The sequence below is a fragment of the Actinotignum sp. UMB0459 genome (assembly GCF_051905915.1).
GTDB classification, from domain to species: domain Bacteria; phylum Actinomycetota; class Actinomycetes; order Actinomycetales; family Actinomycetaceae; genus Actinotignum; species Actinotignum sanguinis.
Genome location: NZ_JBQAIK010000012.1, coordinates 120,140 through 134,776 on the forward strand (window position 1 = coordinate 120,140; position 14,637 = coordinate 134,776).

General features: G+C 62.2%; 13 protein-coding genes. 11 read left to right on the forward strand and 2 right to left on the reverse strand.

Annotation, left to right across the window (positions count from 1 at the left end; translation table 11 throughout):
• Positions 1 to 155: 155 nt before the first annotated feature.
• The 4 genes from ACTFPK_RS03755 (at position 156) to ACTFPK_RS03770 (ending at position 2,316) form a co-directional block, all read left to right on the forward strand.
• Positions 156 to 455 (forward strand): DUF4193 domain-containing protein, encoded by a 300-nt coding sequence (locus ACTFPK_RS03755; RefSeq protein WP_016442648.1) that lies wholly within the window; start codon positions 156 to 158, stop codon positions 453 to 455.
• A gap of 125 nt (positions 456 to 580) precedes the next feature.
• Positions 581 to 1,330: a DUF3710 domain-containing protein gene (locus tag ACTFPK_RS03760; protein WP_439911136.1), complete on the forward strand. Its 750-nt coding sequence runs from the start codon at positions 581 to 583 to the stop codon at positions 1,328 to 1,330.
• Positions 1,331 to 1,336: 6 nt separating this feature from the next.
• Positions 1,337 to 1,588 carry a hypothetical protein gene (locus ACTFPK_RS03765; RefSeq protein WP_016442650.1) on the forward strand — a complete coding sequence of 84 codons (252 nt, stop codon included), beginning with the start codon at positions 1,337 to 1,339 and terminating at the stop codon, positions 1,586 to 1,588.
• Positions 1,589 to 1,617: 29 nt separating this feature from the next.
• Positions 1,618 to 2,316, forward strand: a complete 699-nt coding sequence (locus ACTFPK_RS03770; protein WP_394532236.1) for a DUF3159 domain-containing protein — start codon at positions 1,618 to 1,620, stop codon at positions 2,314 to 2,316.
• On the opposite strand, the gene ACTFPK_RS03775 is transcribed toward ACTFPK_RS03770, so the two are convergent.
• Both ACTFPK_RS03775 and ACTFPK_RS03780 read right to left on the reverse strand, forming a co-directional pair.
• Positions 2,268 to 2,990 (reverse strand): potassium channel family protein, encoded by a 723-nt coding sequence (locus ACTFPK_RS03775; RefSeq protein WP_016442652.1) that lies wholly within the window; start codon positions 2,988 to 2,990, stop codon positions 2,268 to 2,270. The genes ACTFPK_RS03770 and ACTFPK_RS03775 overlap by 49 nt on opposite strands.
• Positions 2,987 to 3,634 carry a potassium channel family protein gene (locus ACTFPK_RS03780; RefSeq protein ID WP_016442653.1) on the reverse strand — a complete coding sequence of 216 codons (648 nt, stop codon included), beginning with the start codon at positions 3,632 to 3,634 and terminating at the stop codon, positions 2,987 to 2,989. The genes ACTFPK_RS03775 and ACTFPK_RS03780 overlap by 4 nt, the downstream gene beginning before the upstream one ends.
• A gap of 51 nt (positions 3,635 to 3,685) precedes the next feature.
• On the opposite strand from ACTFPK_RS03780, the gene ACTFPK_RS03785 reads away from it, so the two are divergent.
• From ACTFPK_RS03785 to tig, 7 genes are all read left to right on the forward strand, one after another.
• Entirely contained in the window at positions 3,686 to 5,473 is a 1,788-nt protein-coding gene (locus ACTFPK_RS03785; RefSeq protein WP_439911137.1) for a hypothetical protein, read from the forward strand.
• Positions 5,470 to 6,609 (forward strand): class I SAM-dependent RNA methyltransferase, encoded by a 1,140-nt coding sequence (locus tag ACTFPK_RS03790; protein ID WP_439911139.1) that lies wholly within the window; start codon positions 5,470 to 5,472, stop codon positions 6,607 to 6,609. The genes ACTFPK_RS03785 and ACTFPK_RS03790 overlap by 4 nt, the downstream gene beginning before the upstream one ends.
• Before the next feature lie 258 nt (positions 6,610 to 6,867).
• Positions 6,868 to 9,702 carry a hypothetical protein gene (locus ACTFPK_RS03795; protein WP_439911140.1) on the forward strand — a complete coding sequence of 945 codons (2,835 nt, stop codon included), beginning with the start codon at positions 6,868 to 6,870 and terminating at the stop codon, positions 9,700 to 9,702.
• Positions 9,703 to 9,972: 270 nt separating this feature from the next.
• Positions 9,973 to 10,959 (forward strand): methionine ABC transporter ATP-binding protein, encoded by a 987-nt coding sequence (locus ACTFPK_RS03800; RefSeq protein WP_274732765.1) that lies wholly within the window; start codon positions 9,973 to 9,975, stop codon positions 10,957 to 10,959.
• Positions 10,956 to 11,705 carry a methionine ABC transporter permease gene (locus ACTFPK_RS03805; RefSeq protein WP_274732766.1) on the forward strand — a complete coding sequence of 250 codons (750 nt, stop codon included), beginning with the start codon at positions 10,956 to 10,958 and terminating at the stop codon, positions 11,703 to 11,705. The genes ACTFPK_RS03800 and ACTFPK_RS03805 overlap by 4 nt, the downstream gene beginning before the upstream one ends.
• A gap of 117 nt (positions 11,706 to 11,822) precedes the next feature.
• Positions 11,823 to 12,665, forward strand: a complete 843-nt coding sequence (locus ACTFPK_RS03810; RefSeq protein ID WP_274732768.1) for a MetQ/NlpA family ABC transporter substrate-binding protein — start codon at positions 11,823 to 11,825, stop codon at positions 12,663 to 12,665.
• A 296-nt stretch (positions 12,666 to 12,961) separates the two neighbouring features.
• Entirely contained in the window at positions 12,962 to 14,551 is a 1,590-nt protein-coding gene (tig, locus tag ACTFPK_RS03815; protein WP_274778498.1) for a trigger factor, read from the forward strand.
• The last annotated feature ends 86 nt before the right edge of the window (positions 14,552 to 14,637 follow it).

Sequence of the window (14,637 nt, forward strand, 5' to 3'; positions counted from 1 at the left end):
GTGTGTTTCCATGTGCCGCGCGTGCTGTTACACTAAGCGCGCAGTACCACCCGTCAGGACCATACGCGAGGGCGGAAAGATCCGTTTCTCGCGGGTGGACGCCGGTTCGTGCGGAATCCACCGCGTGGACCCCGGCATTTTTGGAGAGTGACTTTATGGCAACAGATTACGATGCTCCGCGTAAGCAAGACGAGGAGCTCCGCGAGGATTCTTTCGAACAGCTCGCCGGGCGGCGCTCGGACCAGCAATCCGGCGCGGTTGATGAGGACGAGGTCGAAGCGGCCGAGGGCTTTGAGCTCCCCGGTGCGGACCTGTCCAATGTCGAGCTATCCGTCAATGTGATTCCGGCCCAGGATGATGAATTCACCTGCTCACAGTGCTTCCTGGTTCACCATCGCTCCCAATTGGATCACGTGGAAGACGGACTGCCCGTCTGCGTGGATTGCGCGGGCTAACTGGAAGTACGACGACGCCGCGGCCCTTCGGGCCGCGGTATCTCACCACAGTGCATCTCAACACGGTGCGACTTCCCTCATTAGACTAGAGAAAATGAAGGAATCGGGACGAGGAGTATAAAGCTATGGCATGGTTCTCACGGCGGAAGAAAAACACGACCTCGGCATCGCAGCCGGTAGAGCGTGAAGAAACCGGCCAGAACCTCGCTGCGCAAAATTCCGGAGCGGCGGAAGGTAGCGTGGAGGCCACTGCCGGTGCCGAAGCTCCCGCTGCAGGCCCGAAGGAACGCGGCCCCTACGATGAATCCGAAGCCCCGGAGAACCCCGCTCTTATTGACGGCGGTGCGCTGCGACTACCGATTTTGCCCGATGCCACCATGCAATTCTCCGTGGATCGCGAACGTCAGGTCGTGCTCGGCGTGGTCTACGTGATGGGGGATTCCGCGGTGCAATTGCAGGTATTCGCCGCACCGAAATCCGCTAGCCTGTGGGAGGAGATCCGGGTAGAAGTGATTTCCTCCATCGCCAATCAGGGCGGGCGTTTCCGGGAAGCCGAAGGGGAATACGGCCCCGAAATCCAGGCCCAGATGCCCGCGGAGAACGGCCGGGTACCGGTGCGCTTTATCGGTATCGACGGCCCGCGCTGGCTGCTGCGGGTAGCCGTGACCGGGCGCGGGGCGGTAGATCCGGAACGCGGTACCGAAGTACTCCACCGCGTTCTCGATGATCTGGTGGTTGTGCGCGGCACCCAAGCTATCCCGCCGCGCGAGTTGCTTCCCCTCGCTCTTCCCCAGCAGGGTGAGCCGGAACCAGAAACTCCTGATACCGGCATCGAGCTCCCCAAGCGCGGCCCGGAAATCCAAGAGATCCACTAGATAGCTATGGCTACACCGGTGTGGGTGACGGGGGATATTATCGCCATCACGTACCCGGGCGCCCCCGGAGGGAATGGGGCCCATACCCCGGAAGTACGTATCGCTGTGGAAACCACCGCGGGGCTCCTCACCCTTATTTTCCAAGGGAGGCGCACCATCGACTGCGTGCGAGTTGGGGATCGTATTCGTGCTCGGATAGTGCCATTGCGGCGCAGGGGCGTGCTGGTAGCATATAACCCGGAATATATTGTGCTTTAGCGAGCAGCCCTGAGCAGCCGGGAGGCCACATGGATACCACCACACCCGGCGGCGGCCTGCGCGCGGTTCTCGGGGAAGAATTCGATGCCTGGAAAGCGATAGGTGGGGTGCGCGGTGTCATTGAAGCTAATGTTCCCGCCCTCGTTTTTGTCATTATTTATTTAGTTACCCGCAATATTCCCCTGGCGGTCCTCGTTCCTCTGGGAATGGCCGTTCTGGCTATCCTGGTGCGGCTCATGCAGCGGATTGACGTGATGCCGGCCCTCGGCGGGCTTTTTGTGGTTGGAATCTCGGCCTTTTTCGCCTGGCGCTCCGGACGCGCGGAAACCTATTTCCTTCCCGGTTTCCTCACCAATGCCGCTTACGCGGTAGGGGTGACTATTTCCCTTCTCATCCGCCGGCCCATCATGGGATATATTATCGGGATGCTGCGCGGGGATATTGCCTCGTGGCGCAGCGCCACCCACCCGGCCGCTCGGCTCACCTACCGGCGCTATACCCGCATTACATGGCTGTGGCTCGCCATGTTCGCCGGCCGCGTCGTCGTACAACTGCCCTTCTTTATCAGCGGCAATACCGCAGCGCTGGGCGTTATCAAAATTATTGCCGGGCCGGTGCTTTTCTGCCTTATCCTCTGGGCCACCTGGCTACTGGTACGTGGCCTGCCCCCGGCCAGCACCTACCTGGAGCCTTCCGAATCTACGGCGGCCTCTCCTTCCGCATCTTGAGCGGGGGCCGGGCGGGGCCGGAAATAGCTCTTGAGAGCGGACATATCCACATCGTCCCCGCCATCAATGAGGAGTACCTGATCATCCACATCCACGATTAAATCGGCATCGGCGGTCAGTGGCACACCATCACGAATAATGGCGTTAATGGCGACTCCGGAGGGCAGCTCAATATCGCTGATGGCGCTTCCCACCACCGGGGCATCGGCGGATACCGAAACCTGCCACAGGCTCGCCCCGCTGCGATGGAAACGCATGACCTGAGTGAGGGAGCCATCCGAGACCGCATCCTCCACCAGGGAGGCCATAATTCGCGGAGTGGAAACCGTGACATCCACACCCCAGGCATCGGTGAACAACCATTCATTACGCGGGTTATTGACACGCGCAATGGTGCGGGCGATGCCGAACTCGGTTTTTGCCAGCAAAGACACCACCAGATTTACCTTGTCATCCCCGGTGGCACACACGATAATATCGGCCTCCGCCGCGCCCGCTTCGCGCAGTGCGGGAACCTCACAAGCATCGGCCAGGTGCCAATCCGCATCCGAAGCACTCGAAATACGCATAGCGGAGGGCTTTTTATCCACGATAGAGATCGAATGCTCGGATTTGAGAAGTTCGCGGGCCACCGATACCCCGACGGCGCCAGCCCCGATAATGAGAATATTCACTGCGCACCTTCCGATTTCAGCAGCATATGTTGTACGCCGGAGGCGTCCTCGGAAGCCACGAGCACTTTGAGGGTGTCACCGTCCTGGATCACGGTGTCACTGTGGGGGAGGAGTCCGGCCAGGCTACGGATAATATAGGCGACTCGCGCCCCGGTTTCGTCTTCCACATCCGCGACGGTGCGCCCGAACCAGCGCCGATCCACCGCAACTTCAATGAGGGAAATCCGGGCGAGGGGATCGCGGAATTCGTGGTGGGGGCCCAGCGGAATGAGTTCACGCAGCACCCGGTCCGCCGTCCAGCGCACCGGGGCGACCGTGGCGATCCCGAGCCGTTCGTAGATAATCGCGCGAGTGGGATCGTAGACACGAGCCACCACATTGGTGAGCCCGAAAGTTTCGCGCGCCACCCGGGCGGCGATGATATTCGAGTTATCGCCCGAGGAAACGGCGGCGAAGCCGGCGGCGTCGTCGATATTTGCGCGCGCTAAAACATCACGGTCAAAACCGACGCCGGTGATCTGCTGCCCCGGGAAATCTTCGGGGAGCTTGCGGAAAGCTTCAGCATCCTGGTCGATAATGGCCACCGAATGGCCGATGGCGGAAAGCGAGAGCGCCAGTGCGGCACCCACGCGCCCGCATCCCATAATTACGAAGTGCACTACATTACGCTACCGCAAAGCGGGTACCGTATCCTAGTGATGAGAAAATTATCGTTCCTGGGGATGTCCCAGTACGTGGGCGCGGCTACCTGCGTCTGCCTGGCGGTGGTCTTGCTCCCACGCAGTATTCAACGCGGGGCACCGTTCGCGAACCCCACCCTCGTGGGCGCCATGGCGCTGGCGGGGGCCGCGGTGCTTGCGCTCGTGGTGGCGGCCACCATCGCAGCATCCCGCGTCCTGCCCGGCAAAGCCGCGCACCAGGTGGTCTCCCGCTATATCTCACCAGCTTTCGGGACGGTTGCCGCTGCCGCACGTTTCGCGGCTTTCGCGCTGCTCCTGGTCCTGGCCGCCGGCCTGGTAGGTATGGCGGTGAATGCGCTCACCCCGTTGGCGGTGGACGGGCGTCTCATTCAGATCCCGCTGGTCGTGGTCTGTGCCCTACCCGCGCTACTGCATTGGCGTCTACCTCTGGCGGGCGCCTTGCTCGCCGTGCTCGCGGCCAGCGGGGTGATTATTGCAACGCTCATCACCGGGCTGGTGCGCGAAGCCCGCGGCACTGTCTCCCTCGCGGACCTCATCACCAACCGCGCCGAAGAACTACCCGGTTCCCAAGCTATCCACCCGCTCGGAAATACTTTTGTCATTATGTGCTTCCTGGCCGCGGTGGTCCTTCTGGTTGGTGGGCGCATCGGTACCGGGCGCGAACGTTTCTTAGGGCCGCGCGCCCTGAGCACCATTGCCGGTGTTGCCGCGGTGGTGCTTTCGGGCACGTTCTATCTGGAAATGCGCTTGGATATCCTCACGGTCCCGGTGGGCCTACCCAGTATCGTTATGGGTACGGCATTTTGGGGAAGCACCGGTCGTATCGTCACCGCGATTGCCTTCGGCTTCCTCGGGTTAGTCTGCGTTTTCGTGGTTTACGAACGTCTCCCGCGGCTGTTGCGGGAACTTGCATTCGACGGCGCCCTGCCCGCTCGCCTCGCCGCCCCGGAAGCTTCCCGGGCCCGCAGTGGTGTTGTGCTGCTGGTTGCGGTTCTCGCTGGCGCTCTCGGGGTATTTTTGTCGACGACGCACGCCGGTGTCGTCGCCCTTGTCTTTGTATGTTTCCTTATATTTACGCTGCATTGCGCGGCGCTCTCCCTGCGCGGTGGGCAGATCCTTAAAACCTCGGAGCGGCGGGAGGAACGCCGGGCCGCGCATGCCTCGCGCTGGGGTTTCGCTTTCTTCGCGCTGGCGGGATTCGTTGTTCTCCTCGTCACGGTGGCCATGCAGCCGGCCTGGACCCTTACCTCGCTAGCGGCGGTGGCGGTGCCCACCGCGGGGATGCTCATCGCCCAGCGTGGGCGTGGAAAGATGAGCGCCCACCTCAAACCCCTGGACGTGGGAGCTGGGCGGAGACTTCCGGTCCGTACCCACGCGGTGGTACTGGTTCAAGAACTCAATTTGCCGACCTTGCGGGCGGTTACCTACGCACGGGCCTTGCGGCCCTCCACCTTGACCGCGCTCACCGTGGACCTGAGCGAAAGCCGTACCGCCGCGCTGCGCGCCGCCTGGAGCCAATCCCAATTGCCGGTGGGCCTGACCGTGCTGGGCAGCCCCACGAGCGGGGCGCGCGGGCCGCTCGTGGACTATATTCGGTTCCTTCTCGACACTCACCCGCAGGATATTGTGCTGGTTATCGCACCGAAAGTGGTATCCACGACCCTGTGGCACCGGGTGTACCTGCGCCGGTCCGTACCCGCGCTTTTCGCCGACCTGTCCTATGACTCGCGCCTCATGCTGGTGCAAGTTCCCTACCAAATCCATTCGGGAGAAGACCTGTGACCACCCCTGTTGCTCAAGCTCATTATTCGACCGTCGATATCACCCTGGAAGATATCGGCCACGGCGGTATTGCCATCGGGCGTGCCGAGGGCAAAGCGATTCTGGCTCGCTTCGGGCTGCCCGGGGAACGCGTGCGGGTTGCCCTTACCGAGGAACGCGCCCGCTTCGCCCGCGGGGATGTGATTGAGGTACTCGGCGATCCGTCGCCGTACCGGCAGGCCCATCCGTGGCCGGAAGCCGGACCCGGGGGAGTGGGTGGTGCAGACCTGGGACACGTTGTGTTTGACTACCAGCACGAGTGGAAAACCCGGGTCCTGAGCTCAACTCTCCGTAGGATTGGTGGCCAAGCTCTCAGTGATCATCTGGAAACGCAGGGGATTGTTCCTGCGGTCACGGCTCTGGAATCCGACCGCGCTAGCGGCGGTTGGGCGAGCCGTACTCGCATTGACGTGACTGTGACTTCGGGACGTTTCGGAATGTTCCGCGAAGGCAGCCGCGAGGTTCTGCCCATCACTTCTATGCCCCTCGCGGTCAAGGAGATCGCGGAGCTGGGGCTGTGGGACGGAAGTTACCTCACCCGGCTCGCCTGCAGCCTCGGCCCGCTGCGCGATGGGCAGCGGGTGCGTATCCTCGCGCCTTCGGCCAGTCCGGTCGCGGTGAGCCTGGGCGGGCGCACCTTCGATGCGACCGGCGCGGAATGCTCCCCCTTCGTGCGTGAAGAGGTGCGCGTGGGGGAGGAGACCTACCGCTACCGGGTGCGGGCCTCCGGTTTTTGGCAGGTGCATCGCGAGGCGCCAGCTACTCTTATCGATCTGGTGACCCGCGCCGCCGGCGCGGAGCCCGGCGACCATATTCTCGAACTCTACGCGGGTGCCGGGTTGCTCACCGTGCCGCTGGCTCGCGCGGTCGGGGAAACCGGCCGAGTGGAAAGCCTGGAAGGTGCGCGTACCGCGGTGGAAGACGCCCGAGCAAATCTGCGGCCCTACCCGTGGGCGCGTGCCCGTACCGCTGCTATTTCCGCGCGTGATATCGACGACGCCGATCTTCTCCTCGCCGATCCTCCCCGGAGCGGCTTGGGAATCGCGGGGGGCCCGGCCGCCCCCCCCACCCCCCCCCCCCCCAAATTAATGGTTTAATTATATACACCAACCAATGCACCTTAATTTTTCGCCAAGGTTGAGTACCGGCGAACACTGGAAAAAAAAAGCCCCGGACGGGTATTGAATGGACCGATCTACACAACGGGACTAAATGGAACCCAACCTACTAAACCGTAACCAACACATTTTGTCCTATAGCCCCAATAGTAGGTATTCTTTAATAATGATTGCACCTATGTCGTTGGGATCATTATGTTGAGAAAATCTGCCGCAGTCGGAGCTGCGTTGATACTTATGGGTTCTGGGATTGGGGCTGTCACCTCCGCTGTGGCAGCTCCCTCGTCAGCGGGCGAGCTACCCGCCGGCTTCGTGCCTGCCGATGCGGTCGCTGATGTTACCGCGGTCGTGGTGAATGCCCCGAGTAATGAATGTACGGGCCGTACCCTGCGCACCGCCAAGCCGGATGACGGCAAAACATATCCGAGCCAGGATGGTTACTACACCAATAGCGTCACGTACTGCCTGGACCAGTCCTTTGTTACCGGCGATAACAAGATTTCTTGGGATGCCGGCACCAAAACCCTCTGGTTCAATAATTATGTTCAGGATGCCTCGAATACGTACAAGCGTGGCGTGTCCGTGGATACGGATGGGATTGCCTCCGATATTCGGGTGAAATTCAGCGGCGCGAACGTTTTTACCGCCAGTGAGGGTGGCTACACCGCGAACGCCCTTTATTTCGCCGGGAACCAAGACGGTCTGTATAAATACGTTCTCGATTTTGATGGGGATGCCTCTTTTGATGCCACAAATACCATCAATAAGTATCCGGTGAATGTGGCCGATAGTGATCCGGCCGCTAAGTGGCTCAAGGGCGGCTCCATTGGGCTGGATTCTTCCGGTGCGCCGATTGAAATTGTCGGTCAGGGAAAACTCACCGCAGTGAGCAGGGATATTACGTGCGACAAGTGCGGGAGCGGAGATAGCAATACCGCGATGAGCACCGCGATCCGCAGCACCGCGGATCTCAGCATTGGTGGCAATGTTCAGGTCACGGCGCGGGTCACCAATGAAACCGGTTTAGCGACCGGGATTAAAGCCTGGAAGAACCTTAAAATTGACGGTACCCAGGGTGCTACGGTAGCGGCAGAAGCCACCTCCAACACCTCCACGGCAACCGCGATTATGCAGGCCGGCGGCGGCGATGTCGATAACACTGGCGACGTTTTGAGCATCACCGATGCGAAGGTCACGGCGCAGGCAACGGCGCAAGGAAAATCGAGTTTCGGCGTATACAGCAGAGGAAATCTCAGCGTTGCTGGAAAGGCGTCACTTGACGTCACCTCCTCCTCGCAATCTCAAGGCTACGGGGTGTACAGCGAAGGTCAGGTAAAGGCCGACGGCGCAGCCACTCTCACGGTGGCGGCTTCCTCGGCGAATGTTGCCGGGGGAGTGGTCGGTGCCACCGGGGTGACCTTCGCGAGCACCGGTGACAGCCTCATCAAGATGAACGGGGCGAAGAATGCCCCGGCTATCTTCACGGCGGGCCAAGGTACCTGCCGCTTCTTGGGTACGGGGGAGGTAACCGCCCAAACCATCGGTGGCTACGGTGCCTACCTCACCTGCCCGAATACAGAATTCGGGGAGCGCATTGGCGTGACCAAGCCCGGCACTTTCGCCCTTGCTGAATACGCTGCCGGCGCCTATGCGGTTGATGAGAACCTCGACCGGAACAGGGTGGCCGGCCCGACCGGTACCAGCCCTGTTTCTTCGAGTGCCCGCACTCGTTTCGTGGTCAATCACAATGGGCAGCGCACCGGAAACTGGACCATTGGCCGGGGCTACGTGGCACAAATCGGCACCACTGCGCAAACCGATTCCGTGACCGGTCAGGTGACCGAACCTGGCTCGCAGCATTATCCGGACGGCACCGTGCGGCAGCATATTTTCACCGCGCCGCAAGCCCGGGTAGGCACGAGCGCGCAGCTGAGCATTCCGGCTGGGGCGGAGAGCATTCCGGCGGGGGAGGAGAGCCTTCAGGCGGGGGAGGAGAGCCTTCAGGCGGGGGAGAAGGGTATTCCCTTTGCATGGTGGACGGTATCTGACCTCGCCACGCCAACCGAGCAGCTGAGCGCGGAAGCCCTCGGGCAGAACGCGCAGACGAACCCGGCCAATAGTGCGCTGAGCTTTGCCATGCCGGCCGAGGATCTTACGTTGACCCCGGTGTACGGCAAGATTGTTGTGCCCGCAGCGCCCGTGACCGCCCCGCAGCCCTGTGACGGGAGCGGAACCGTGGCACCGGCGAAGGTGACGCTGCCCGAGAATGCTGTGGGAATCATCTATGGCGAACCGAAAATCACCGGCACCACGGCAACCGTGACCGCTACGGCAAAACCCGGGTACCTCATCGCCACGCCGGTTTCCGAGCCAGGCTCCACGCCGAGCTACACGGTTGATAAGGAGCACCGTATGGCCACCTGGACCCTGGATCTCACTTCCACCGCGTGTGCCGCTACTCCGTTGGAGAAGCCCGCGGTGACCCCGATTGCTCCGACGTTGGTTCCGGCAGATAGCTGTGGGACTCCAGCCACGGTCACCATTCCGGAATCCGACGTCGTGGAGTACACCCGCGCGGAGAACAACGGCACCGTGACCGTGACGGCGCAGCTCAAGGATCCGCAGCGTTACGCCCTTGCCGCGGGAGCCACGACCGAGTGGACCTTCGATATTTCCGCACGGCCGTGCCCCGTGCCGGAGCCGCCGGTGAACCCGGAGCCGGGCGCACCTGATACGCCGGGTAGGCCAGGTGAACCGAATGACCCGGGTACGCCGGGCGCCCCGGACGCGCCGGAAGTGCCGGGTACCCCGGAGCCGCAGCCTGGCACGCCGGGCACGCCTACCGAACCGGCCGGCCCGGGTGCTCCCGCTGATCCGAGTAATCCGGACCAGCGCCCCGCGCCGCAGCAGCCGGGTACTCCGGCTACCCCGGAGCAGAAGGCCCCGGCGGTGAAGGTGAAGCGCCCCGCGGCTAAGCTCGCGCATACCGGCACCGCGGTGACTACCGGAATCGCAGGAGCGGCCGCGCTTATCCTGGGCGGCTACGTGCTGCGCCGGAAGTATCGCGGCTAAGCGAAACGGCAGGTCAGCGACCCTAAGCTATCCCCTCGGGGACCTTGGTAAAGTATTTGCGCAAAACTCGCACCGGCATCGCCGGGAGGGAAAACGCGGAAATGCCGGGGGAAACCGAGGGGATAGCGCTGTTTTTCGCCCCCGAAACCTACCGTGGCGTATCTCATGAGTGAGCCATTGCGTTGTTGTCCCCGGCAAAAACACCTACGATGATTGACTGTGCGCAGCAGCCCCGCTGAGCACGCTAAGGGAAACGTCAGGGGATACGAGATGATCGAACTAGCCGAGGTGGAGAAGATCTACCCGCGCCGCGGAGCGGAATCCGTGGCGGCGCTGCGCGGCATCTCGCTCACCATCCCCACCGGGGAAATTCACGGTATCGTCGGTGAATCAGGGGCGGGTAAATCCACCCTCATTCGCTGCCTCACCGCCCTGGAAAAACCCACCAGCGGCTCCATTCGCATTAACGGCGAAGATCTCAACGCGCTGCCGGCCTCGAAATTACGCGCGGCCCGGCGCACCATCGGGATGGTGTTCCAGGGTGGCAACCTGCTTGAGGCACGCACCGCCGCGGAAAATATCGCCTACCCTCTTCAGATCGCCGGTGAAAAATCCGCGAAGATAGCCGAACGGGTGCGCGAGATGCTGGGCGTCGTCGGCCTTGCTGATCGGGGCGATTCTTATCCATCCCAGCTTTCGGGCGGGCAGCGCCAGCGCGTGGCCATTGCGCGCGCCCTGGCCACCACCCCGTCAGTGCTGCTCTGCGATGAGCCCACCTCCGCGCTGGACGCGGATACCACCTTGCAGATCCTCGAACTGCTCCGTGAGGTGCGCGATGCCTACGGGGTGACCGTCGTTATTATCACCCACGAAATGGAGGTGGTGCGCCGAATCTGCGATTCGGTGACCCTCCTCGAATCCGGCCGGATTACCGCCGGTGGCACCATTGAAAGCGTGCTCGCGGACGTGAGTTCGCCCCTCGCGCGCCGCCTCGTGCCCGCTCCGGATATTGAAACGACCAACGTTTCGGGTTCCATTATCGATATTGCCTTTACCGCCCGCCCCGGGGAAACCGCCGGGTCCCAAGCTCTCAGCCTGGCCGCGCGCCTCGGCTGCGATATTGGCGCGGGCGTTTTTGAATCCATCGGTGAGATTCAGATTGCGCGCCTGGCCCTCGTGGTCAGCGACGCGCAGGTCGATACCGTTCTCACCGCGATGACTAACGCCGGAATCACCGCGGAGGTGCGGGCAGCATGACCACTCTTCTCAGTGCAGTTCTCAGCCCGGTTCTTTCCGCGCCGGCCGCATCCGCCGCGGCCGCACTCCCGCTGGAGCGCGGCACCTGGTTCGATGCCCCGGAAATCAAGGACGGTCTGGCCCGCGCCACCTTCGAAACGCTGGCGATGGTGGGTATCTCCACCGTTATCGCTTCGGCGCTCGGCCTTATCCTCGGGATGATCCTCGTGGCAACCGGCCGCGGGGGACTACTTCCCTCGCCGCTCCTCAATAAAACCCTCGGTTTTATTGTCAACGTGGGCCGCGCCATCCCCTTCATTATCTTCGTCTTTATTCTCATCGGCTTTTCGCGTGCAATTGCCGGAACGGGCAGCGCCTGGCAGGGCTTCACCGTTCCGCTCACGATCTCAGCGGCCTTCTACTTCGCGCGCCTGGTGGAATCCAATCTCATGGGCGTTGAGCGCGGCAAAGTGGAAGCTGTCCTCATGATGGGAGCCTCCCGCACCCGCATCATGTTCGGGGTGCTCATGCGCGAAGCGCTGCCGGCCCTCGTCCAATCCGTCACGATCCTCGCGGTTACCCTTGTGGGCTACTCGGCCATGGCGGGTGCTGTGGGTGGCGGCGGGCTGGGCGCCATGGCCCAAAACGCCGGGTACTACAATAACCGCCCGGATGTCCTCACGATCGTGGTGGTCGTGCTGGTGCTCCTCGTCATGGTTATCCAGGCGCTGGGTGACATGCTCAGCCGGCTGGTGGATCACCGCTAAGGAACCGCCGGCCGGGTCACGCACCACCGGGACGCACCCGGAGCAGCGCTGTCAGCGAACGGTGTACAGCGATACGTCATCACCACCAACATTGTGAAAAATAGAGGAATATTAACCATGAAGAAGCTTTCGAAAATTGCCCTGGTAGCTGCGGTGAGCGCGCTCGCGTTGAGCGGCTGCGGTAGCTCGGATTCGTCCTCCTCCGCTCCCGCGAAGAACGACGACGGCGCGGTGCGCCTCGTGGTCGGCGCCTCGCCGGCCCCGCATAAGCAAATCCTGGAATTCGTCAACGATAACCTTGCCAAGGATGCCGGTTTCACCCTGGACATCCGCGAGTACAACGATTACGTGCAGCCCAATGTGGCACTCAACGCCGGGGAAATCGACGCGAATTACTTCCAGCACCTGCCCTACCTTGAGAACGAAATCCAGGAAAAGAACTACACCCTGGACCACGGCGCAGGTATCCACATCGAGCCCTACGGCATCTACTCCAAGAAGATCAAGCAGCTCAGCGAGCTCAAGGACAATGCCGTGGTGGGCGTGACGAACGATCCGTCCAACCAGGCCCGGGCCCTCGATCTGCTCCAGAAGAACAACCTCATCAAGCTCAACCCGCAGGTTGCTTCCCCCACCATTTACGACGTGGTCGAGAACCCGAAGAACCTCACCTTCCGCGAAGCTGATGCTCCGTCCGTCCCGAAGATCCTCCCGGACGTGGATATCGCGATTATCAACGGTAACTTCGCCCTGCAAAACGGCCTGGTTCCTTCCAAGGACGCTATCTACACCGAAGATCCGACCGATAACCCCTACGGCAATATCCTCGCCTGGAACTCCAAGGCCACCGGTGAGAAGCTCGAGGGCGTGAAGAAGCTGGATGCCGCGCTGCACAGCCCCGAGGTTGCCAAGTACATTCGTGATACCTGGCCGAACGGCGAGGTTATCCCCGCCTTCTAAGGTTCATTACCCGAGCCTCATCACCCCGCCTTGCCAGCTGCGCTGGTAGGCGAGTGAGCTCCAGCTGCCCGGTACCTCGCAGCGAGGTACCGGGCAGCTGCGTCGTCGTGCCCCATAACGGTGCGCGGGTGAGAGTGCGTTCACATATGGCGAGTAGTTGTGCGCTAGAACTCCCATCACCCGGGGTGCGTGCCGTAGAATTAGCGGGTATGCCCGCGCCCGGCGCGGCGCAGTAAGGGGACGGATTCGTCCTATCGACAAGGGTTATCACCCCCATTTTTAGACTGGAGAAAAAGTTGGAAAGCTCCTACGAACAGCTCGATCCCACCCAGGTAAAGCTGACCGTTGAGGTTCCTTTCGAGGAATTCAAGCCGGAAATTGACAAGGCCGCGAAGACCATCGGCAACCAGGTGCAGATCCCTGGATTCCGCCGGGGTCACGTGCCCGCGCGCGTTCTGGAAGCGCAGATTGGCCGCGCCGCGATTGTGGAGCAGGCGATTAACGACTCTCTGGACGGCTACTACCAGGACGTTCTGGAAGAGCACGACCTCGTTCCCATGGGCCGTCCCGCGGTGGACGTGACCGGCGTGGCGATGGAAAAGAACTCCACCGACCCGCTTGCCTTCACCGTTACGGTGGATGTGCGCCCGGCCATTGTTCTCCCGGATCCGGCGCAGTACAGCTTCGAAGTGGAAGCCACCAATGCCGATGAGGATGCCGTGGAGGAGCGCCTCGAGCAGCTGCGCGAACGCTTCGCCACCCTCAAGACTGTGGAGCGCGCCGCCGCCAGCCGCGACTACGTCACCATTAACCTCTCCGCCAGCATCGACGGTGAGGAAGTTGATTCGGTGGAGGGTGTTTCCTACCGCATCGGTGATGACAATATGCTCGACGGCCTGGATGAGGCGGTCAACGGTGCCGCGGCCGGCGATGAGCTGAGCTTCACCTCCACCCTCGTGGGTGGGGAGCACGCCGGGCAGCAGGCTGATGTCACGGTCACGGTGGAGAAGGTGCAGGAATCCGAACTTCCGGAAGCGGATGATGATTTCGCCCAGCTCGCCTCCGAATTTGACACCATTGAGGAACTGCGCGCGGACCTGGCGGAAAAGGCCGCCACGGATGCCGCCCAGGTGCAGGTCATGGCCGCCCGTAATCTTCTCCTGGATAAGCTCCGCGAGGATGTTACGGTGCAGCTGCCCAAGCGCGTGATCGACGCTGAAGTAGAACGCCACCTCGAATCCGAAAACCGCGCCACCGACGACGACCACGCCAAGGAAATCCGCGGGGAAATCCGCGATTCGCTGCGCGACCAGATCATCCTCGATGAGCTGGCCAAGAAGTTCGGTGTGGATACCACCCAGGATGAACTCTTCAACTTCCTGGTGCAGCAGGCCCAGTCTTACGGCATGGACCCCAACCAGTTCATCTCCGCGGCCGCGCAGACCGGCCAGCTCGGGGCTTTCAGCGGCGAGCTGCGCCGCGGCAAGGCGCTTATTTCCGCGCTGCGCCTGGCCAAGGTTGTGGACACCAACGGCAACGAGGTGGATGTCATCAAGGTCGTTGGTGAAAAGCCGGAAGAAGAACTCACCCCGGACTTCTCCGCCGCTCCGTCCCGCCCCGTGTGGGATGGCCCGGTTGATGAGGACGCTGCGGTTTCGGATAACGCAGCGCAGGGCGACGACGCCGCGCCGGCGGAGGAAACTCCCGCCGCGGATGCGCCGGCTGGCGATGCGGACGCTTTCGACCCGGCCACCAAGAAGGTGGACGAAGTCGTGGAATACGCCCAGGGTGCGGATGCCGCTGAAGTGGCTCGCGTGCTCGAGGCGGAGAAGGCCGGCAAGGCTCGCAAGACCCTTGTGAAGAAGCTTGAAGAGCTGCTTGGCTAATCTCGGCTAATTCAGATATGCACGAACGTGCCCGCTAGTGCGGTGGGCGTGTGGGGTGGGAGGCTCAGCCTCCCACCCCACACGCG

What these genes read in the sequence shown, in the direction of transcription:
- ACTFPK_RS03755 (WP_016442648.1), top strand. Translation starts at nt 156, where the DNA reads ATGGCAACAGATTACGATGCTCCGCGTAAGCAAGACGAGGAGCTCCGC.
- ACTFPK_RS03760 (WP_439911136.1), top strand. Translation starts at nt 581, where the DNA reads ATGGCATGGTTCTCACGGCGGAAGAAAAACACGACCTCGGCATCGCAG.
- ACTFPK_RS03765 (WP_016442650.1), top strand. Translation starts at nt 1,337, where the DNA reads ATGGCTACACCGGTGTGGGTGACGGGGGATATTATCGCCATCACGTAC.
- ACTFPK_RS03770 (WP_394532236.1), top strand. Translation starts at nt 1,618, where the DNA reads ATGGATACCACCACACCCGGCGGCGGCCTGCGCGCGGTTCTCGGGGAA.
- ACTFPK_RS03780 (WP_016442653.1), bottom strand. Translation starts at nt 3,634, where the DNA reads ATGGGATGCGGGCGCGTGGGTGCCGCACTGGCGCTCTCGCTTTCCGCC.
- ACTFPK_RS03795 (WP_439911140.1), top strand. Translation starts at nt 6,868, where the DNA reads ATGGGTTCTGGGATTGGGGCTGTCACCTCCGCTGTGGCAGCTCCCTCG.
- ACTFPK_RS03800 (WP_274732765.1), top strand. Translation starts at nt 9,973, where the DNA reads ATGATCGAACTAGCCGAGGTGGAGAAGATCTACCCGCGCCGCGGAGCG.
- ACTFPK_RS03805 (WP_274732766.1), top strand. Translation starts at nt 10,956, where the DNA reads ATGACCACTCTTCTCAGTGCAGTTCTCAGCCCGGTTCTTTCCGCGCCG.
- ACTFPK_RS03810 (WP_274732768.1), top strand. Translation starts at nt 11,823, where the DNA reads ATGAAGAAGCTTTCGAAAATTGCCCTGGTAGCTGCGGTGAGCGCGCTC.